Genomic DNA, 20,608 nt, shown 5'->3' with positions numbered 1-20,608 from the left:
TATTGACATACCTGGCCAGGCCGAAGAGGCTGAATGCCGCGCCGGACTGGCGTCGGCCTGTGTAGCCGACGCTTCAATATGGCGAAATCAGCCACCCCGGCGATAGGCCGCCGGCGTGCTGCCCGTCCAGTGACGGAACGCTCTGTGGAACGCGGTGGGGTCGCCGAAGCCGACATCGCCGGCAATGATGGCGATGGGCTCGAGCGTGCCTGTCAGACGCTGTATCGCGATGTCGCGCCGCAGTTCGTCCTTGAGCACCTGAAACGTGGTGCCCTCGGCGGCCAGATGACGGCACAGCGTTCTGACCGAACAATGCAGGCCGTCCGCTGCTTCTTCGATGGTCGGAACGTCGGGAAGCCGGGTCGCCAGATATTCCCGCACGCGATGACTGAAAAGCTGTTCGTTAAACGAAACGAAGATCCAGTCTTCCGGCGCGCGAGCGAGAAACCTGCGCAGATTCGCCTTGCGCTGACGCACGGGCATGTCGAAATAGGCACTGCTGAATTGCATCGAGGTCCGGGCGCAGTCGAATTTGGCCGGCCCGGGAAACAGATAGAGATACTCGAGCGCGTGAGGCGGACGGGGAAATGCGAACTGCACCTGCAACAACGCAATTCGCTGCCCGATGAGCCACGACGCAATCCCATGCGCCAGCTTCAGCATCAGTTCCTGACCCAGAATGCCGGGTTGCGCGCCCGTGCTTCCCGGATTCAGCGTCAGGCTCGCGACGAATTCGCCGCGGCGCGACTCGAAGCGGAAGTCGTCGAGCACGAGATGGAAGAACTGGCCGAACCGGTGCATCGCGGTTTCGAGGTTGGGCGCATCCAGCAGGCTCAGGCACAGAAACTTCAGCGCGCCGCTGCGTAGCGGGCGCGAGAATACGCCGGGCATTTCATCGTCGAGTTCGATCGCGAGCGCGCGGTAGAGCGTCGAGAACTGTTCCTCGGTGACGCGCGCCCCAGGCTGGTCCAGAAGCGCACGAGGGATGTTCGCGGCCGACAGATGCCGGTCGACGATCGCCGGCTGCGTCCCGACGCTGCCGAGGAAACCATTGACTAGCGAGATCGGCACGGTTGCGCCGGGTGCGTGCATGATGTGGATCCGCGAGGCGAAGACGCATCAGCATAGCGCCTCCCGCCGCCTCATGGCGATGGTTCAGCGGATCGCAATTTGAGTGCCGCGCCCGGCGCGCCGCGATGGCGTGCCGCCTACTGCGCCGACGCGTGCGAGCGCAGGTACGGCACGTACCCGTTCTGCGTTTTCAGGATCTTGTCGGCGCACTCGTCATAGTCCGAGCCCTTTGCGCTGTCCGGACCATACATGCCGCGGCACTGCGCGAACAGCGTGAGGGTCGCGCCGCCCGTGCTCTTGTCCGCGCGCGTCGCTGAAAAAGCGGCTTTGCCCGAATCGTCGGGCACGTCGGTATCGATCGCGATCGCATCCGCACGGATCACGTGCATGTCGGAATGCTGCTCGATATAGCGCTTCGTCGCCGCCCAGGCGGCATCGCAATTCGCCGGCGCGCAATCGATCACCGCGTTGCGTTGCGCGGCGAGGAGGTTCGGTTCGCTATGAAGGATTTCCTGCTGGGCGCGCTGCGCCTGCTTTTCCGGGGACGAGCAGGCGGCGAGTGCGCACGCGACGAGTGCGAAGGCTGCAATTCTTTTCATGAGTAGACTTCGGAGGCCATATTCGAGCGCGATTATAGCCGTCTCGGGGAAGCGAGCCACAACCGCTACGTTTTTGCCACCAGCAATTCCTCCGCATTCTCCGGCGGACGCAGCGCATCCGTCCTACCCGCGAAATACCGCTGCGTCAGATCGGCGGCAGACACATGCCGCGCCTCGTCGAATCCCGCGTCGCGCGCCATGGCGATCATCTGCTGCGGCGTGAAGAAGCTGATGAACGGCGTCCCGCTGGCACGCGCGCCCTTCTCCGCCATTTCCAGTCCGGGACGCACATCCGGGTCCGCCATCTCGAGCGGCAATAGAAACGTCATCGCGAACGTCGAGCCACGCGCAAGCCCGGCCACTTCGCGCAGCGTCGCCGCGTTCGCCTCCTTCGTCAGATACATGCTGACGCCGGTCGACACGACGACGGCCGGCCTGCTCTCGTCGAAACCTTCGGCAACGAGACGCTGCCGCCAGATGTCGCCCGCTTCGAAGTCGACCGGCACGAAACGCAGCCAGTCCGGCACGCCGAAACCCAGCTCGCCCAGGCGTTGACGCTTCCACGTTTGCGGTCCCGGCGGATCGACCTCGAACACGGTGAGCCGCGATGCGATGTCGGGCCGGCGTTGCGCGAAGCTGTCGAGACCGGCCCCGAGAATCACATACTGATCGACGCCGCGCCCGGCCTGCTCGACGACCAGATCCTCGATAAAGCGTGCGCGCGCGACGATCGACGCGCGAAATGGCCGCGTGAACTGCGGGTCCATGTCGCCGCGGCTGCGCCAGTCTTCGGCGGGGGCCAGCAATTGCAGGCCGACTTCGTCTTCGAACACATGCGGCGCCGGGTCGGCCAGCACGTGCAGCGCACGCCATAGGGCGACGCGCGCGGCGGTGCTGTCGGGTGCTGCCTGTCGTTGTTCGCTCATCACTATGTCAATCCTTTTCATTCAGTGTTGCCCGCTCAATTACTTGAGAAAACGGAAATCGCAACCTTCGTCGGCTTGAAGAATTTCCTGCTCGTACAGCTTCGCATAGCCGCGTTTGACCGGTGCTTGCGTTCGCGGCGGCAACGCGGCGCGGCGCCGATCGAGTTCTTCATCCGGGACGAGTAATTCGAGCGAGCGATTCGCGACGCTCAAGCGAATCCGATCGCCGTTGCGCACCAGACCGAGCGGCCCGCCTGACGCCGAATCGGGCGTGATGTGCAGCACGATCGTGCCGTACGCGGTACCGCTCATGCGCGCGTCCGACATGCGCACCATGTCCTTCACGCCGGCGCGCGCGAGCTTCGCCGGGATTGGCAGATAGCCGGCTTCAGGCATCGCCGATTCACTGGTGGGGCCCGCGTTTTGCAGCACCAGAAAATCGTCGGCGCTGACGTCGAGCTCGTCGCTGTCGACGCGGTTCGCCAGGTCTTCGAGCGATTCGAACACGACCGCGCGCCCTTCCTTCTCGAACAGCTTTGGATCCGCCGCCGAACGCTTCAGGATCGCGCCGCGCGGCGCAAGATTGCCGAACAGCGCGACGAGGCCGCCGTTCTCGCGCACCGGCTGCGCGTACGGCCGCACCACCGAGTGATCGACCCAGCTCACGTCGTGCAACCGCTCGCCGAGCGTTTCGCCGGTCACGGTACGGCAGTCGAGATGCAGCAGGTGTTTGATCTCGCGCAGGATCGCCGGCACGCCACCCGCTGCGTACAGGTCTTCCATATAGTGATCGCCGGTCGGCTTCAGGTTGACGAGCACCGGCGTGGTATCGCTCAGTTCGTTCAGCCGCTGCAGATCGACCTTCACGCCGACGCGGCCGGCGATCGCGGTCAGATGAATCATCGCGTTGGTCGAGCCGCCGATCGCGAGCAGCACGCGCAACGCATTCTCGACCGACTGCGCCGTAATGATCTCGCTCGGCAGGATCGGCTTCGCGATCAGATCGAACGCGACGCGTCCCGTTTCTTCCGCGATGCGCAGCCGGTCCGCATCGACAGCCGGACAAGCGGCGCTGTGCGCGGGCATCATGCCGAGCGTTTCGGCGATGATCGCCATCGTGCTCGCCGTGCCCATCACCGCGCAGGTGCCCGCGGTCGACGCGAGCCGCCGTTCGACGATGCCGATTTCCTGCGCGTCGATTTCGCTCGCGCGGAACCTCGCCCAGAAGCGCCGGCAGTCGGTGCAGGCCCCGAGGCGCTCGCCGCGATGCCGGCTCGTCGACATCGGCCCCGCGACCAGTTGCACCGCGGGCAGATTCGCGGACGCCGCGCCCATCAGCTGCGCGGGCACTGTCTTGTCGCAGCCGCCGAGCAGCACGACCGAATCCATCGGCTGCGCGCGCGTCATTTCCTCGACGTCCATCGACATCAGGTTGCGGAACTTCAGGCTCGTCGGGCTCAGAAAAGTCTCGCCGAGCGAGATGGTCGGAAACTCGATCGGCAGACCGCCGGCCGCGAGCACGCCGCGCTTGACCGCTTCGATCATCTCCGGGAAATGCCGGTGGCAGTTATTGAAACCGCTTGCCGAATGCGCGATGCCGACGATCGGGCGGTCCAGCATCTCGCGGCTATAGCCCATCGAACTCGCGAACGTGCGGCGCAGGTAGACGCTGAAATCGCGGTCGCCGTAGTTGGTCAGGCCTTTGCCGAAACCGACCGGTTTTTTGCTGGGTTGATCGCTCATGATATGTGCTGGTGAGGTTGATCTGGCCATGCCAACGCGGCTCAATGAAATAACGGCAGCGCGAGAAACAGTTTGATGACGATCGCGTTGACGATGTCCATGAAAAACGCGCCCGTCATCGGCACGATCAGGAACGCGACATGGGAATGTCCGAAGCGGCTCGTGATCGCCTGCATGTTCGCGATCGCGGTTGGCGTCGCGCCCATGCCGAGCCCGCATTGTGCCGCGCACAACACGACCGCGTCGTAGTTGCGGCCCATCACCCGGAATGTGATGAAGCTCACATAGAGCGCCGTCAGAACAGTCTGCGCGACGAGGATCGAGATGATCGGCACGGCGAGCGCGGCAAGCTCCCATAGATCGAGACGCATCAGCGCCATGGCGAGAAAGAGCGCGAGCGCCACGTTGCCGACGAGCGCGACCGCATGCTGGTCGATTTGCACACGTGCGAGCGAGAGCGCGTTGTTCAGGATCACGCCGATGAACAGCACACAAACGAAAGTCGGCAACTCGAATGGAGTGTTCGCGATCCAGTCGGCGAACAGTTCGCCGCCGGCGAGGCAGATCGAGATCAGCGCGAGCGTCGTGATGATCGCGGCGGGCGTGGTGGCCTGCTGCGCCTCCGGTTCTTCGAAGACCAGCGTCTCTTCTTCGCGCTGCTTGACGCGCCGCAGTTCTTCGGCACTGATCCGCCGCAGCAGCAGGCGTGCGAGCGGGCCGCCCAGCACGCCGCCTATCACGAGCCCGAACGTCGCGCAGCCGATCGCGATCTCGGTCGCCGACTCCAGCCCGTGACGCTCGGTGAAGACCTGGCTCCACGCGGCGCCCGTGCCGTGACCGCCCGACAGCGTGACCGAGCCGCCCAGAATGCCGAGCAGCGGATCGACGCCAAGCGCGAACGCCAGCAGCAGGCCGAGCACGTTCTGCAGGATCAGCAGACCGCTGACCAGCGCGAGAAAGCGGACCAGCACCGGCCCGCCCGCCTTCAGGCTCGATAGATGCGCGTTCAGGCCGATCGTCGAGAAGAACGCGAGCATCAGCGGCGCCTGCAGCGTCGAATCGAATTTGACCTCGACGTGGGTCGTGAGGCGCGTGATCAGCACGCCGATCGCGACGATGAGCCCGCCCGCCACCGGCGCCGGAATCGAATAGGTCCGCAGCACGCCGACCCATTGCACGAGCTTTTCGCCGAGCAGCAGCACGAGCGATGTCGCGACCAGCGTGGCATATAAGCCAATAGTCATGAATGGCCTCCGGGCGGGATCAAGTCGCAGTAGTGCGCGAGCCTGCGACATCTTAGCCAATCCGTCCGGGCAAAGTAGGAATTTCCTTGATGCAATGCAATCGGCGGATGACATCGCGTCACTCCACGACGGCGAAGTCTGCTACGCTGCGCGCTTCACCACCCTTGCATCGAACCGATGGAAACCCCTTTCAACGATCGCGGCGTGTCGGTCACGCGCAACGCCCTCTCGTCAGCGGGTCAGGTCTTCCCGCTGCGCGATATCGTCGACGTGCAGGTCGTCACCGTGCAGAGGAACAGGCTCGTGCCGCTCGCGATCTCGGTGGCCGGATTGATCGGCGCGATCGCCGGGGGACTGCTGCATTCGCCGGCGGGGCTCGTATGCGGGGTGATGCTGATCGTGGTCGGCTGGCTCACCTGGGTGAGCCAGGACGTCACGCATCGGTTGATGGTCAAGACGCCCGACGGCGAACGCGAGGCGCTGATGAGCACGGATCGCGAGTTCGTCGAACGCGTCGGCGAGGCCGTGCATCGGGCGAAGGCGGCCGCGGCAGCGGCGAAGGCCTGACGCGAATCGACATTCAGTTATGACAAAGCCGTGCGCGACCAGTCAGCGCCAGCCCCGCACGGCTTTACATCTGCCTGCTCGAACGAAACGACTACGTTGACCTCATGTCACGCTGACTCGAGATCGAGCGGGCTCACTCGCCAGATATTGCGCGCATACTCGCCGATCGTGCGATCCGACGAAAACTGCCCCATGCCCGCGACGTTCTCGATCGCGCTTTCGGCCCACGCGCGCCGGTCGACGAAGCGCACATCCACCTCGTTCTGCGCCTTTGCGAACGCGTCGAAATCGGCGAGCACCATGTAGTGATCGCCCCAGTCGACCAGCGTGTGAAAGATATCCGAAAAGCGCAGCGGATCGTCCGGCGAGAAGAAGCCCGAGCGGATCTGATCGAGCGCGGTGCGTAATGCTTCGTTCTCCTCGTAGATATGCCGCGGCCGGTAGCCGCTCGCGCGCAGGTCGTCCACTTCGTCGGCGGAGTGGCCGAAGATGAAAATGTTCTCGCGCCCCACTGCGTCGCAAATTTCGACGTTCGCGCCGTCCATCGTGCCGATCGTCAACGCCCCGTTCAGCGCGAGCTTCATGTTGCCGGTGCCCGACGCCTCGGTGCCGGCCATCGAGATCTGCTCCGACAGGTCGGCCGCCGGAATGATCAGTTCGGCCACGCTCACACCGTAGTTCGGCACGAAGACGACCTTCAACCGATCGCCGATCAGCGGATCGCGATTGACCTTCTCGCTCACGTCGCCGATCAGCTTGATGATCGTCTTCGCCATCCGGTACGCGGACGCGGCCTTGCCCGCGAACAGCACGACGCGCGGCACCCAGTCACGCTCCGGATTGGCGCGAATCTCGTTGTAGCGCACGATTACGTGCAGCACGTTCAGCAGTTGACGCTTGTATTCGTGAATGCGCTTGACCTGCAGATCGAATAGCGCATCCGGACTGAAGTGCATCTTCGTGTGATGCGCGAGCCGCTGCACGAGCCGCAGCTTGCTCTGTCGCTTGGCCTCGCGAAATGCTTCGACAAACTCGCCGTCCTTGCGCAGATTGCGCAGCTGCTCCAGCTCGAACAGATTGCTGCGCCAGTGCTTGCCGATGCGCGAGTCGATCAGCGACGACAGCGACGGACTCGCCTGGGCGAGCCACCGGCGCGGCGTAATGCCGTTGGTCACGTTGGTGAAGCGGTCCGGATAGATCCGCGCGAAGTCGGCGAAGATGTCGCGTGTCATCAGTTGCGAATGCAGCTTCGACACGCCGTTGACCTTATGACTCGCGACGATCGCCAGATACGCCATGCGCACGCGCCGCTGCCCATATTCGTCGACGAGCGAAATGCGCCGGATCATCTCGGCATCGTGGCCCGACTGCTCGCTGACGTGCTTCAGAAACTGCGCGTTGATTTCGAAGATGATCTCGAGATGCCGCGGCAGCAGGCGCGACAACATTTCAACATCCCAGGTTTCGAGCGCCTCGGGCATCAGCGTGTGATTCGTGTACGAGAAGATCTGCGTCACGTGTTTCCACGCCTTGTCCCACGGCACCTGATGCTCGTCGACGAGCAGGCGCATCAACTCGGGAATCGCTAGCACCGGGTGCGTGTCGTTCAGATGCACCGCGACCTTCTCCGAGAAGCGCCCGAACGTGCTGTGCGTGCGCTGATAGCGGCGGATCAGATCCTGCATCGTCGCCGACACGAAGAAGTACTCCTGGCGCAGCCGCAACTCGCGGCCGGCGGACGTCGAGTCGTCCGGATAGAGCAGCCGCGACACGTTCTCGGACATGTTCTTCGTGTCGACCGCGTTGCGGTAGTCGCCGCGATTGAATGCGCCGAGGTCGAGCTCTTCCGTCGCACGCGCGGACCACAGGCGCAGCGTGTTGGTCGCGTCGGTCGCGTAGCCGGGGATCACGGTGTCGTACGCGGTCGCGTTCACGTGCTCGGTGTCGATCCATTCGGTCTTCTCGCCACGCTGCACCGTGCGGCCGCCGAAGTGCACCATGTACTTGATTTCGGGCCGCGGAAATTCCCACGGGTTGCCCGCGCGCAGCCAGTAATCAGGCGCCTCGACCTGCTCGCCGTCGACGATCTCCTGACGGAACATGCCGTACTGGTAGCGGATGCCATAGCCGAAGCCCGGAATGCCAAGCGTTGCCATCGAGTCGAGAAAGCACGCGGCGAGCCGGCCAAGGCCGCCGTTGCCGAGCGCGGCGTCGGGTTCGATTTCGATCAGCGCGTCCATGTCGACGCCGAGGCTCGCGAGCGCCTCCTTCATCTGATCGTGAATGCCGAGCGCGAGCAGCGCGTTGGTAAAAGTCCGGCCGATCAGGAACTCCATCGACAGGTAGTAAACGCGCTTCACGTCCTGCTCGTATTGCAGGCGCGTGGTCTTCATCCAGCGCGCGACGAGCCGGTCCCGCACGGTCAACGCGGCAGCGTGCAGCCAGTCGTGCGGGTGTGCGGTGATGGCGTCCTTGCCGACGCCATACATCATGCGATTCGAAATTGAGCGCCGTAGCGCGTCGACGGTACTGTGGAGCTGGTCGAATTCCAGATCGACGGTTGTCATCGAAGCCTCCGGGGAGTTCGACACGGCAGACGCGAACCGCACTCAAGACGAACGGGAGGCGCGTGCCTGTCGGAGCGGTTTAAAGAAACAGAGTAGGACATTTTGGAGATCGCGCGCGCCGGCGCGCGAACGGACGGTGACGCATGTGCCATGCCCAGCGCGCCAGCCCGGCGCCACGGGAAGGCGCCGCGGCAAGCGCCCGGATGCGGTGCAAGGCCGCGTGGCGGCGGCACTCGGAGTGTGCATCGGCGGGCGCGAATCGCGGTGGGATGCGGTTGGCCAAGCTGGTACGCCGAGACCGTGCCCTTGCGCTGCACATCGATTATTTTTTCGATGCGTGACGGGCGAATGAAGCCCGGCGTTGCTCCGGGCGTGATCGAATCGGGCAGTTCGTTCTGCTGGACGGTTTTAGCCCATACAGGCTGGATTTAATACCGGCCGCGCGTCAACGCGCAGACGCGGGGCGGCATTGACGGTTAGTTGCGTTACCCAAAAATCCCAAACGCGAAATCCCAAGCCCCCTTTCCCCGCCGCTCTGCGCGATCGTGTCAACGCCCCGCGAAATACCCCTTCACCGTGGCAACAAACGTATCGATATCGTCGCGCGACACATCCTTGTGCGTGACGAAGCGCGAGGCATACAGCATCTGGGTGAGGATGCCGCGCTCCTTGAGCCACGCCTCGAGCGGCGCGCAATGCTGCTGCGGAAACTGCGCGAACACCATGTTCGTCGCGACCGATTGCACCTTCACCTGCTCGATCGTCTCCAGCCCTGCTGCCAGATGCGCGGCGTTCGCGTGGTCGTCGGCGAGACGCTCGACGTTGTGATCGAGCGCGTAGAGGCACGCCGCCGCGAGCACGCCGGCCTGGCGCATGCCGCCGCCGAGCACCTTGCGCCAGCGATGCGCCACGTCGATCAGCGCGCGGCTGCCGACCAGCACCGAGCCGACCGGCGCGCCCAGTCCCTTCGAAAAGCAGATCGACACCGAATCGAACGGCTCGGTCAGGGCCGCGACCGGCTTGCCCGACGCGACCGCCGCGTTGAACACGCGCGCGCCGTCGAGGTGCGTTGCGAGGCCGCGCTCGTGCGCGAGTTGCGTCGCCTCGGCGACGTACTGCGCCGGCAGCACCTTGCCGCCGATCGTGTTTTCCAACGCGAGCAGCCGGGTGCGCGCGAAGTGATCGTCGATCGGCTTGATCGCGGCAGCGATCTTCTCGAGCGGGATCGAGCCGTCGGCGGCGTTTTCGAGCGGTTGCGGCTGGATGCTGCCGAGCACCGCCGCGCCGCCGCCCTCGTATTTGTAGGTGTGCGCGAGCTGGCCGACGATGTATTCGTCGCCGCGTGCGCAGTGCGCCATCAACGCGGCGAGGTTGCTTTGCGTGCCGCTCGGAAAGAACAGCCCCGCTTCCTTGCCGGTGCGCTCGGCCAGCGTGGACTGCAGACGCAGTACGGTGGGGTCGTCGCCCCAGACGTCGTCGCCGACTTCGGCCGCCGACATCGCCGCGAGCATCGGCGGAGTCGGACGGGTAACGGTATCGCTGCGCAAATCGATCATTGTGTGTCCCTGTGCGTCCATGAATGACAGCCTACGTCGACCGGCCGCGCGTACGTTCCGCAAGGAAAGCGCAGGCGCCGGCAATCGAGCGACACAGTGTATTCAATTCACGCAGCGCTGAAAATCGCCGCACCCGGGAGGCGCACCGATCCGGCCGCGAGGAGTGACAACCAGGAGGGGAATGCTCAGCCGCCCGGCTTCGGCAGCCACTGGAGCGGATCGACGGGCTGGCCGTTCTGACGCACTTCGAACTGGATCGACGCGACGCCGTGGCTGTCGACACCGACTTCGCCGATCGTCTGCCCTTGCGCCACCGCGTCGCCTTCCTTGACGAGCAACTGGCTGTTCTGCCCATACGCGGTAATCAGCGAGTCGTTGTGCTTGATGATGATCAGCGGGCCATAGGCTTCGATGCCGGTGCCCGCATAGACCACCCGGCCGGTCGCCGCGGCCTTCACCGGATCGCCCGGTTGCCCGCCGATTACGATGCCGTTGGATTTACCTGGCGCAAACGCCCGCAGGACCGGTCCGCGCAACGGCCATTGCAACACACCCGGCTGTGGCGCGGCCGCGGCGGCGGGCGCCACATTCGCCGCCGCGCCAGGCGCGACCGGCGTGGCTGCGGCACCCGGTGCCACCGCAACCGGCGGCGCGACTACACTGCCAGAGACCATCGGCGGCGACACGCGCAGCACCTGGCCGGGCGCGACCGCCGCGTTGATCGGCACGCCGTTCCACGCAGCAATTTCCTGCGGCGTGCGTCCATAGGCCGTGGCAATGCCGGCCAGCGTATCGCCCGGATTGACGCGGTAGTAGCCGGCGGGCACCGGCACCGTCGCCAGGGTCGTCGTGGTCGGCGCGCTGCTGTAGAACGGCGTGCTTTCCCACGGCATCGTCGTGCAACCGGCGACCATCACGACAAGCGCCGCCGCCATCAGGAGGCGGATCTCCGTCGGTTGTTCTGTCATCTGATTTTCCTCGACGTGTGCGTCAATCCGATTCAATCGACGCCCTTGCAATTGCCGTGCCGCCTCGCTCGCGCGGCTGTCGCGACCGTCTTGCCGTCGCCTGGCTATTATGCGCGGCAGGCGCGAGCGACGGCACTGGCGCGACTGGCCCTATTATAGGTCTGGCGGCACGCGCCACCTCGCAAGCCAGGTCGGCGCTGCCGATCCGTCCTATCATTGCAGGCGATCGGGCATCGCCTATACTCACTCAAGCCGCGCGGAGCCGCTCACGACACCGTTGCGATTCTGGGAGGAATCGAGGATGAACAAAGCGACCTTTCTGTCCGTGCAACTCAACGTCGACGATGTGGCGGCGTCTCCCGGCCTCGTCGAACTGCTGAACACGCATCTGGTTTTCGCCGCCGACGTCGCCGAGGCCGCCGATGCGCTCGTGCAACTGGCGAGCATCGCGGGGCTGTCGAGCGGGGTCGAGGCGAGCGTCGAGTTGCCGGCGGTGGCCGTCGAGCGGCTGCGCGAGGCGCTCGACAACCTCAGCGGCTACGACGAATCGTGGCTGCTGGCGCTGGAGCCGAGCCGCGCGCTCTTCGATGAGATCAGCCGGCGGCATCGCACGCTGCATTGACGCAAGCCCGCCGCACCGCGACGCCGTAAACGACAAAACGCCTTCCGATCGAACTGGATGGCGTTTTTTCTTGGCCGCCGCGTTCGCTATTGCGCGACGCGGCGGCTACCGCACACTGCTGCCGCAGACTTCCCCATCGAACTTCAGCGCAACCCTTACGGGCAATTAGCCGCCGAAGTACACCGAGTTACGATCGGCCTTCGCCGGCAGGACAGCGTGGCCGCGGCCAGCCTGCGACGTACCGGCAGCCGGAGCGCCATAACCGCTGGTGTCCGCGGTGGCCAAGCCGTGTTGCGCATCGAGGCGAGCTTGCGCCTTCTGGATGTCTGCCGGGTAGTTCGCGTAGTCGCCAACCGGGGTGTAGCCGGCCTTTTCGAGTTGAACCAGTTCAGCACGAACCTGAGCGCGGGTCATCGGCTGGCTGGCTTGAGCAAAAGAAGCCACCGGAACAACGAGGGCGGCGGCGATTGCAACCGCGGAAATCAGAGTTTTCATCATCAACCTCCAAAGGACTTGTTGTCTGCTGCGCTTCGGGTTTCTGCTTCTCCCTTAGCGGTTGATATCAAGTCTAGAGGCGTCGATACCTAGGGTAAACACCTAAGACGACGAAAGTCTATTGCCTTGGTCGCAATAATAATTTCGCGATCTCCGTGCCAATACCAACGCGGCGTCATGTTAAGCAACAATCCCCCTCTTTGCGAATCCAGACCGACCAACGGCCCGGCACGCCGTATGACCACCGCGCGCCGGGCCGTCTTTCAAACGGTCAGCTCCACTGCGCGTGGAAGCTGCCCGGCTTGTCGATCCGTTCGAACGTGTGCGCGCCGAAGAAGTCGCGCTGTGCCTGCACGAGGTTCGCGGGCAGACGTTCCGAGCGGTAGGCGTCGAAATACGCGATCGCCGAAGCGAACGCCGGTACCGGCACACCGGCGTTGACCGCGGCCACCACGACTTCGCGCAGCGCCGCCTGGTAATTCCCGGCAATGTCGCGGAAATACGGATCGAGCAGCAGATTCGCGAGGGCCTTGTCCTTCGAGTAGGCGTCGGTGATCTTCTGCAGGAAGCGTGCGCGGATGATGCAGCCCGCGCGGAAAATCTTCGCGATCGTGCCGTAGTCGAGATCCCACTTGTACTCTTCCGACGCCGCGCGCAGTTGCGCGAAGCCCTGCGCGTACGAGATCACCTTGCTGAAGTACAACGCGCGACGCACCGATTCGATGAACGCGTCCCTCGCGCCTTCGAGCGGCCTCGCCTGCGGACCTTCGAGCACCTTGCTCGCGGCCACGCGCTGCGTCTTCAGCGACGACAGCACGCGCGCGAACACCGCCTCGGTAATCAGCGGCAACGGCGCGCCGAGATCGAGCGCGTTCTGGCTGGTCCACTTGCCGGTGCCCTTCTGCGCGGCCCGGTCGAGAATCACGTCGACGAGGTCCTTGCCGGTTTCGTCGTCCTTCTTGCCGAAGATCTTCGAGGTGATTTCGATCAGATAGCTGTCGAGTTCCCCCTGGTTCCACTCGGTATAGACCTTGCCGAGCTCCTCGTTCGACAGGCCGACGACCTGCTTGAGCACCGCATAGCTTTCGGCGATCAACTGCATGTCGCCGTACTCGATACCGTTGTGCACCATCTTCACGAAGTGGCCCGCGCCGTCCGGTCCCATGTAGGCGACGCAGGGCTCGCCGTCCGGCGCTTTCGCGGCGATCTCGGTGAGGATCGGTGCGACGAGGTCGTACGCGTCGCGCTGACCGCCCGGCATGATCGACGGGCCTTTCAGCGCGCCTTCCTCGCCGCCCGACACCCCCGTGCCGATGAAGTGCAGACCCGCCTTCGCGAGTTCCTGATTGCGGCGGATCGTGTCGGTGAAATGCGTGTTGCCGCCGTCGATCAGGATGTCGCCCTTGTCGAGCAGCGGCTTGAGCGAGGCAATGGTCGCGTCGGTCGGCTCGCCGGCCTTGACCATCAGCAGAATGCGGCGCGGCTTTTCGAGCGACTCGACGAACTCTTCCAGCGTAAAAGCCGGAACCAGTTTGCGATCCGGATATTCGGCGATGAGTTCGTCGGTTTTCTCGCGGGTACGGTTGTAGACCGACACCGCGTGGCCGCGGCTCTCGATGTTGAGCGCCAGATTGCGGCCCATGACCGCCAGCCCCACCACGCCGATTGCCTGTTTGCCCATGTGAATTCTCCAGAGTCCAAAAAAATATCGTGTCGCCGCGCTGCAAAAACACCGGCGCGGCGCCGAGGGTGAAAGGATAAAAGAAATGCGCGCTTGCCGCTTGGTGGCGAGCAAGGACGCCAGTGGTCCGTGCGGCTGGCGGGCTCGTGTTTGCGCGTGCCGACAGGTATTGTGCGCGCGCCGGCGCGTGGGCGGCGGGTCGAGTTTCGAATCGGGCTGAGATTTGGCGAAAGGCGCGGGCGAATGGATGATCCGCCGGTCTGCCAGCTAGCCTGCCCGCTTCCTGAATACCAGACTGAGATTGTTCGCGGGCATCTCGACCACCTGCTCGCAGGTAAGCCCGGCCGCGTCGCCGAGCGCGACGACCGCTTCCAGGTCGCGCACGCCCCATGCGGGATCGCGACTTTTCAACCATTGATCGAACGCTTCGTTGCTCGGCGCCGTATGCGCGCCGCCGCGCCGGTAAGGACCGTACAGATACAGCACGCCGCCGTCGACGAGCCGCCGCCCGGCGCCGTCGAACAGTGCCCGCGCCGCGCTCCACGGCGAGATGTGGATCATGTTGATGCAGACCACCGCATCGAGCGCGTCGATGCCCCAGTCGGGCTGATGCACGTCGAGCGCGAGTGGCGCGCGTACGTTCGCGACCCCTGCGTGCGCGCACCACGCGGCAATCGACTCGCGCGCCTCCTCATCGGCATCGCTCGGCTGCCAGTCAAGGCCGGGCAGCGCACTGGCGAACCAGATCGCGTGCTCGCCGGTGCCGCTCGCGATTTCGAGCACGCGGCCGCTCGCCGGCAGCGCATCGCGCAGTACGGCGAGAATCGGTTCGCGATTGCGTTCGGCGGAAGGTGAATGTTGCCGGGGGTCGGTCATGTGATGGGGATATGGACTCGTTTTCAATCGCCAGCCAGCAGTCCGGCAAGCGCGCTCAACGTATCGCCGCACGGCGCGGCCATCTTCAGCGACAGCAGCGGATCGGCGCGCGTGCGGCCGAGGTTGATCGCCGCGATCGGCTTGCCCTGGCGCTGTGCCCACAGGCAGAAGCGGTAGCCGGAATACACCATCAACGAGGAACCGACCACGAGCACCGCGTCGGCCGCCTCGAGCGCATGCGACGCCGCTTCGACACGCGCTTTCGGCACGTTCTCGCCGAAGAACACCACCGACGGCTTCAGCAGCCCGCCGCAATTCGAGCATGCCGGCACGCGAAAGCCGCCGAGATCGTGCCACTCGAGATGCGCATCGCCATCGGCGGCCGCTTCGGCCGTGACGTCGAGCAGCGCGGGATTATCGGCTTCGAGCGTCTGCTGGATCGAGGCGCGCGAATGCTGCATCCCGCAGTCGAGACAGCTCACGCCGTCGATGCCGCCATGCAGCTCGATCACGTCGCGGCTGCCCGCGCGCTGATGTAAACCGTCGACGTTCTGCGTGACCAGCGTCGGCACGTGACCCGCCACTTCGAGCCGCGCAAGCGCGACATGCGCGGCATTCGGCTGCGCGCGCGCAACGAGCGGCCAGCCGACCATGCTGCGCGCCCAGTAGCGCTGACGCATCGCGAGCGTGCCAAGAAACTCCTGCAGCGTGATGGGTGGCGAGCGCTTCCATGCGCCGTTGTCGTCGCGATAGCCGGAGATGCCGGAGTCGGTGCTGATGCCCGCGCCGCTCAGCACGAACAGGCGCGGATGACGCTGCACGAAGCGATGCAGCTCGTCGAGCGTGTGCGAGGCGGCAAGTGGTTCGGTCGGCGTGAACTGAAGGTCGGTCATGACGGGGACGGTGCAAGTGCGTGCGGATCAGCGGCGTGGGCGCGGTTTGGCGCGCGATGGTGCCGAGCGAGGCGGGTCGGCTTGCGGTTTCAGCTTCGCGCCTTGCTTTTGCGGAGGCCGAGCCTGCCGCGCTCGCCACGCACTCAGCGCGACCTCGTAGCGCTCGAGCGCTTCGTCGTACAGATCGAACACACACTGCGTGCAGCCGCTGTGACAACAGTCGTCGAGAGCGGGCCGCACGGGCGGCTGCGGCGGCGGGTCGTCGCTGGGTGTGGCTCGGGGCACGGCGCTTTTGCGTGGCAGGGCGGCGGAGCGCCCAGTATAAGTTGAACGCGCTCGCCCCGTCCCCGCCCCCAGTTGTTGCATGGCGTGGCGTGCGCCGCTCAACCGCGCCCGACGAATGGCATCTTGCTCGCCATGATCGTCATGAACTGCACGTTCGCCGAGAGCGGCAGGCTCGCCATATGCAGCACCGCGTCGGCGACGTGCTGCACGTCCATCAGCGGCTCGACCGCGATCTCGCCGTTCGCTTGCGGCACGCCGCGCGCCATCCGGGCAGCCATCTCGGTCTGAGCGTTGCCGATATCGATCTGCCCGCACACGATGTCGTATTTGCGGCCATCGAGCGACACCGCTTTCGTGAATCCGGTAATGGCGTGCTTGGTCGCCGTGTACGCGGCGCTATTCGGCCGCGGCGCGTGTGCGGAGATCGAGCCGTTGTTGATGATGCGGCCGCCGCGCGGGTTCTGCGTCTTCATCAGGCCGAACGCCGCGCGCGTGCAGAGGAACACGCCGTTCAGATTGGTGTCGACGATCGAGCGCCATTCGTCGATGCTCACTTCGTCGAGATCGACGGGCGAGCCGCTGCGTCCGGCGTTGTTGAATAGCACGTCGAGCCGGCCGAAGCGCGCGCGGATCGTATCGAACAGCGCGGCCACGCTGGCGGCGTCGGTCACGTCGCACGGCACCGCTAGCGCGTCGCCGCGCAGCCCCTCTGCTTCTTGCGCGACCGCATCGAGCGCGGCCTGGCGGCGTCCGGCGAGCACCACGCTATAGCCATGCTCCGCGAGCTTCAGCGCGCACGCGCGGCCGATGCCGCTGCCCGCGCCCGTCACCAGCGCCACTTTTCCGGTTCCAGTTTCCGACATCCTGCATCTCCTGTTATGTAAGGTTAAGGCGCCCTTCTTTTCGCCCGGCACCTTACAACAACGCATAGGCGATCGCAAACCGCGCGACGTCTTTCAGCGTGCTTTCGCAAAGCAAGGATCGCCGGGAGCAACAATGGTAGCGTTCGCGGTTGCGCATCGCGCACGATTCACGACCATCCGGATACGGAGGAAGGCGGCAGACCGTCGACGGCCAGTCGCTGATTCTCGCGGTGCTGCTGCCCCGCGTAGAATCGTTCGCATGCACCCTAGCCCCGTTGCGCAGCGCGAGCCCGAACTGCCGCTGCAGACACCCAGCGTGGCGTCGCTGACGCTCGCGGCGGTCATAGCCGTCATCGCGTGGATAGCAATCCTCGCGCAAGCCGACCTGACGATCGATCGCACGCTTGCGCGCGGGCTCACCGTGTTCGACGCGCTCGCGCGCATGAGCAGCTACCTGACCAATCTGACGGTGCTCGCCTGCGCGCTCTGCTTCACCTCCATCGCGCTGTGGAAGCACGGCTCGCCGCTCGCGCGCTTTTTCCGGCGGCCGACCGCCGTGACCGCGGTGGTCGCGTACATGGTGTTCGTCGGCATCGCGTATCACCTGCTGTTGCGCGGGCTGTGGCCGCTGTCGCCCTACCGGCGGCTGCTCAACGAGTCGCTGCACAGCCTGCTGCCGACGCTCGCCGCGCTCTACTGGATGCTGTTCGTGCCGCGCTTCCATCTGCGGTTGCGCCACTGTCTGCTGTGGCTCGTCTACCCGCTCACCTATCTCGGCGTCACGTTCTGGCGCGGCACCCTGTCCGACTTTTATCCCTATCCGTTCATCAACGTCGAAGTGCTGGGGCTGCGCCAGGTCCTCGTCAATTCCGCGCTGCTGTTCGGTGGTTTTCTGATGCTGCTGGCCGTGTTCGCCGGGATCAATTTCAGGCGTCGGCGCTGACGTTGCCGCGCGTTGCGGTTTCGCCGCGCGCATTGCGCCTCGTTGCCGGGCGCACTTCTTGCGCGGTTTGGCTGCCGACGCGGGCCCGCGCCGCCCCGGCGCGGCGTGCGCGACCCGCTCGTACCACGCCGCTGCAATTGCAGCGGGCTTACACGTAAATCTGACAACAGGAGCGACGCAGATGGACACGAATTCAGTGGAAGGCACGGTGAAGGAAGCCGCGGGCAAAGTGCAAAGCGCCGTCGGCGACGCACTCGGCGACACCAGTGCGCAGGTAGCGGGCAAGGCGCGCGAATTGAGCGGCAAGGCGCAGGAGCTGTGCGCGAACACGACGAGCCTGCTGCGCGATACGACAGCAGAGAGCCCGTTCGCGACGCTCGCCGTCGTCGCGCTCGCCGGGTTCGTGATGGGCGCGCTGTGGTCGCGCGGCGGTCGCGGCAGCGACTAACTCAGCCACTCTTCTTCTTGCGACCCGCGCCCATTTCCAGTTCGATCCAGGCCGGCGCGTGGTCGCTCGCATGCGGTTCGCCGCGCACCCAGCGGTCCACGCCCGCATTGCGCAGACGCGGCGCGAGATCGGCGCTGAGCAGCAGATGATCGATGCGCAGGCCCGAGTTCGTGTCCCAATGGCGGCGGAAATAATCCCAGAACGTGTAGACCCGCGCGTCGCCGAAATGCGTGCGCAGCGCATCGGTCCAGCCTTGCGCGAGCAACTTGCGATACCGCTCGCGGCTCTGCGGCTGCAACAGCGCGTCCTTGAGCCATGAGCGCGGGTTGTAGATGTCTTCGTCGGTCGGCACGACATTGAAGTCGCCAGCGAGCACGACAGGGTGGCCGCTCCTGTAGAGTTGCGCCGCGTGCGCGATCAGATGATCGAACCACTCGAGCTTGTAGTCGAACTTGGGTCCCGGCTGCGGATTGCCGTTCGGCAAGTACAGACACCCGATCAGCACGCCGCGGACCGCGGCCTCGATATAACGGCTGTGCGTGTCCGCTTCGAAACCGGGCAGGCCGCGCCGCTGCTCGAGCGGGGCGTCGCCTTTGGCGAGAATCGCCACCCCGTTCCATGCGCTCTGGCCCTGCCACACGGCCCCATAACCGGCGTCACGCAATGTGTCGACCGGAAAGGCGCTATCCACCGCCTTCAGTTCCTGCAGGCAGACAACGTCCGGCGCCTCGCGCTCGAGCCATTGCAATAGCGCCGCGAGGCGCGGGCGCAACCCGTTGACGTTGAACGTCGCAATCCGCAGCTTCGTCACGATCGAGCCTCCCATGCGGCCTGGTTCGGTTATCCCCGGGGCTTCGTTATGCATCTGGCAAACATCTACCGCCTCGGCGTCAAGGAACGACGGAGCCTTGCGCGCGACCCCATGCTACCGCTGCTGATCGTATTCCCGTTCACGGCGATGATCTATTCGTCAGCGACCGCGCGGCCCGAATCGCTGAACATGGCGCCCATCGCCGTGATCGACCACGACGTCTCGCCGCTCTCGCAGCGCATCATCCAGGCATTCTTCCCGCCGCACTTTCTCGCCCCGCGGGACGTCACGCCAGCCGAGGCCCGCGGGCAGGGACGCGGGCCGCTACATCTTCGTGCCCAACATTCCGCCCAACCTGCAGCGCGACGTACTCGCGGGCCGCGCCGCCGAGGTACGGCTCAACGTGGACGCCACGCGCATGATCCAGGCCTTCACGGCAGAAACTGCATCCGGGCGGCGTGCTGTTCGCGTTCCCGCATGCGCATTCGCAAGACGCGTAGCCAGATGGCGTGATTGCGGCGAGCACGAGGCGGCTTTTGTTGCGCAAATTAGCCTGCCTTTATTGCGCAGAACGGCTTTGTGCCTGGAGCGCGTTTTTAATACCGTGGTACCTGTAGCGGCATTGAAGTTGCTGCGCAATGGTTTTGCTTCAACGCGATGCGTTGAACAACGACGCGTCGTGAGCCTGCATTGACCTTTCAATGGAGTCAACAGATCGTCATGACCACGCATACAGAATGTCAGGATTGCGACGGCGACGCCGCTCCGGACCTCTCCCGCGAACCCGCCACCACACTTTCACAGCCCTCGCGCCGCCGCTTCCTGCAATCGGCGGCGGCCGCCGCGACGATCGGCGCGGCGCCCCATCTGCGCGCGCAAACGCAAGCGCCGGCCCCCGCCTCAGCCGCGCCGCCAGGCAACCCCGTGGTGCCGCCACGCCCCGTCACGCTGACCGTCAACGGCCGCGCCTACACGCTGCAACTGGAGCCGCGCGTGACGCTGCTCGACGCGTTGCGCGAATACGCGGGACTGATGGGCACGAAGAAGGGCTGCGACCGCGGTCAATGCGGCGCCTGCACGGTGCTCATCGACGGCCGCCGCATCAACTCGTGCCTGACGCTCGCGGTCATGCATGAGGGCGAAACCATTACGACCGTCGAAGGGCTCGCGAGCAACGGTGCGTTGAGTCCGGTGCAGCGCGCGTTCATCGAACACGATGCATTCCAGTGCGGCTACTGTACGCCGGGGCAATTGTGTTCGGCGACGGCCCTGCTCAGCGAATTCCGCAGCGGCACGGCCAGCACCGTGACCGCCGACGTGCGCGCGCGTCCCGCCGTGCTGAGCGACGATGAAATCCGCGAACGCATGAGCGGCAACATCTGCCGCTGCGGCGCGTACGTGAACATCGTCGCCGCGGTGCGCGCCGCGCACGACAACGCCTGACGGAGAC

At 65.2% G+C, this 20,608-nt stretch carries 20 protein-coding genes and 1 pseudogene; 6 read left to right on the top strand and 15 right to left on the bottom strand.

The genetic code is table 11. From position 1 onward, the window contains the following. Positions 1-87 precede the first annotated feature (87 nt). The 5 genes from LJ655_RS19260 to gltS form a co-directional block, all read right to left on the bottom strand. Positions 88-1,092 (bottom strand): AraC family transcriptional regulator, encoded by a 1,005-nt coding sequence (locus tag LJ655_RS19260; RefSeq protein WP_230562816.1) that lies wholly within the window; start codon positions 1,090-1,092, stop codon positions 88-90. Between the two features lie 116 nt (positions 1,093-1,208). After that, positions 1,209-1,670, bottom strand: coding sequence for a hypothetical protein (locus tag LJ655_RS19255; protein WP_230562815.1), 462 nt, complete (start codon positions 1,668-1,670; stop codon positions 1,209-1,211). Between the two features lie 65 nt (positions 1,671-1,735). After that, positions 1,736-2,596: a class I SAM-dependent methyltransferase gene (locus LJ655_RS19250; RefSeq protein WP_230562814.1), complete on the bottom strand. Its 861-nt coding sequence runs from the start codon at positions 2,594-2,596 to the stop codon at positions 1,736-1,738. Between the two features lie 39 nt (positions 2,597-2,635). Continuing rightward, positions 2,636-4,339 (bottom strand): dihydroxy-acid dehydratase, encoded by a 1,704-nt coding sequence (locus tag LJ655_RS19245; protein WP_230562813.1) that lies wholly within the window; start codon positions 4,337-4,339, stop codon positions 2,636-2,638. A 41-nt stretch (positions 4,340-4,380) separates the two neighbouring features. Next, on the bottom strand, positions 4,381-5,583 hold the full coding sequence (gltS, locus tag LJ655_RS19240; protein WP_230562812.1) for a sodium/glutamate symporter: 1,203 nt from the start codon (positions 5,581-5,583) through the stop codon (positions 4,381-4,383). Between the two features lie 177 nt (positions 5,584-5,760). On the opposite strand from gltS, the gene LJ655_RS19235 reads away from it, so the two are divergent. Next, positions 5,761-6,150 carry a DUF6232 family protein gene (locus LJ655_RS19235; protein ID WP_230562811.1) on the top strand — a complete coding sequence of 130 codons (390 nt, stop codon included), beginning with the start codon at positions 5,761-5,763 and terminating at the stop codon, positions 6,148-6,150. A gap of 107 nt (positions 6,151-6,257) precedes the next feature. Here the strand turns inward: LJ655_RS19235 and LJ655_RS19230 are convergent, their stop codons facing one another. The 3 genes from LJ655_RS19230 to LJ655_RS19220 form a co-directional block, all read right to left on the bottom strand. Further along, a complete protein-coding gene (locus LJ655_RS19230) occupies positions 6,258-8,717 on the bottom strand; it encodes a glycogen/starch/alpha-glucan phosphorylase (protein WP_230562810.1) in 2,460 nt (819 codons plus the stop codon). A 548-nt stretch (positions 8,718-9,265) separates the two neighbouring features. Then, a complete protein-coding gene (ltaE, locus tag LJ655_RS19225; protein WP_230562809.1) occupies positions 9,266-10,273 on the bottom strand; it encodes a low-specificity L-threonine aldolase in 1,008 nt (335 codons plus the stop codon). Between the two features lie 185 nt (positions 10,274-10,458). Continuing rightward, complete coding sequence (locus LJ655_RS19220; protein ID WP_230562808.1) at positions 10,459-11,241, bottom strand: peptidoglycan DD-metalloendopeptidase family protein; 783 nt, start codon at positions 11,239-11,241, stop codon at positions 10,459-10,461. Between the two features lie 301 nt (positions 11,242-11,542). Between LJ655_RS19220 and LJ655_RS19215 the strand changes: the two genes are divergently transcribed. Next, positions 11,543-11,863, top strand: coding sequence for a hypothetical protein (locus LJ655_RS19215; protein WP_230562807.1), 321 nt, complete (start codon positions 11,543-11,545; stop codon positions 11,861-11,863). A 165-nt stretch (positions 11,864-12,028) separates the two neighbouring features. Here LJ655_RS19215 and LJ655_RS19210 read toward each other — a convergent pair whose 3' ends face one another. The 6 genes from LJ655_RS19210 to LJ655_RS19185 form a co-directional block, all read right to left on the bottom strand. Continuing rightward, the gene (locus LJ655_RS19210) at positions 12,029-12,358 is read right to left on the bottom strand and encodes a DUF4148 domain-containing protein (protein WP_230562950.1); all 330 of its coding nucleotides are present in this window, start codon (positions 12,356-12,358) and stop codon (positions 12,029-12,031) included. A gap of 271 nt (positions 12,359-12,629) precedes the next feature. Continuing rightward, on the bottom strand, positions 12,630-14,039 hold the full coding sequence (gndA, locus tag LJ655_RS19205) for an NADP-dependent phosphogluconate dehydrogenase (protein ID WP_230562806.1): 1,410 nt from the start codon (positions 14,037-14,039) through the stop codon (positions 12,630-12,632). A 267-nt stretch (positions 14,040-14,306) separates the two neighbouring features. Continuing rightward, positions 14,307-14,987, bottom strand: coding sequence for a DUF938 domain-containing protein (locus LJ655_RS19200; protein ID WP_425605821.1), 681 nt, complete (start codon positions 14,985-14,987; stop codon positions 14,307-14,309). Beyond that, the gene (locus tag LJ655_RS19195) at positions 14,939-15,808 is read right to left on the bottom strand and encodes an NAD-dependent protein deacetylase (RefSeq protein ID WP_230562804.1); all 870 of its coding nucleotides are present in this window, start codon (positions 15,806-15,808) and stop codon (positions 14,939-14,941) included. The genes LJ655_RS19200 and LJ655_RS19195 overlap by 49 nt, the downstream gene beginning before the upstream one ends. A 27-nt stretch (positions 15,809-15,835) precedes the next feature. Further along, a complete protein-coding gene (locus tag LJ655_RS19190) occupies positions 15,836-16,174 on the bottom strand; it encodes an oxidoreductase-like domain-containing protein (protein WP_230562803.1) in 339 nt (112 codons plus the stop codon). Between the two features lie 17 nt (positions 16,175-16,191). Beyond that, entirely contained in the window at positions 16,192-16,956 is a 765-nt protein-coding gene (locus tag LJ655_RS19185; protein ID WP_230562802.1) for an SDR family oxidoreductase, read from the bottom strand. Between the two features lie 259 nt (positions 16,957-17,215). Between LJ655_RS19185 and LJ655_RS19180 the strand changes: the two genes are divergently transcribed. Continuing rightward, complete coding sequence (locus LJ655_RS19180) at positions 17,216-17,899, top strand: Pr6Pr family membrane protein (protein ID WP_230562801.1); 684 nt, start codon at positions 17,216-17,218, stop codon at positions 17,897-17,899. A gap of 181 nt (positions 17,900-18,080) precedes the next feature. Further along, positions 18,081-18,347, top strand: a complete 267-nt coding sequence (locus tag LJ655_RS19175; protein WP_230562800.1) for a CsbD family protein — start codon at positions 18,081-18,083, stop codon at positions 18,345-18,347. A 1-nt stretch (position 18,348) separates the two neighbouring features. On the opposite strand, the gene LJ655_RS19170 is transcribed toward LJ655_RS19175, so the two are convergent. Continuing rightward, on the bottom strand, positions 18,349-19,158 hold the full coding sequence (locus LJ655_RS19170; protein WP_230562949.1) for an exodeoxyribonuclease III: 810 nt from the start codon (positions 19,156-19,158) through the stop codon (positions 18,349-18,351). Positions 19,159-19,206: 48 nt separating this feature from the next. Here LJ655_RS19170 and LJ655_RS19165 point away from each other — a divergent pair. Further along, positions 19,207-19,594 (top strand): annotated as a pseudogene (locus LJ655_RS19165) (hypothetical protein); the annotation flags it as partial. A 284-nt stretch (positions 19,595-19,878) separates the two neighbouring features. Beyond that, complete coding sequence (locus LJ655_RS19160) at positions 19,879-20,601, top strand: (2Fe-2S)-binding protein (RefSeq protein WP_230562799.1); 723 nt, start codon at positions 19,879-19,881, stop codon at positions 20,599-20,601. The last annotated feature ends 7 nt before the right edge of the window (positions 20,602-20,608 follow it).

The sequence above is a fragment of the Paraburkholderia translucens genome (assembly GCF_020881035.1).
GTDB lineage: Bacteria > Pseudomonadota > Gammaproteobacteria > Burkholderiales > Burkholderiaceae > Paraburkholderia > Paraburkholderia translucens.
Note: the sequence above shows the minus strand (reverse complement) of the source record. Positions and strands in the feature narration are given on the sequence as shown.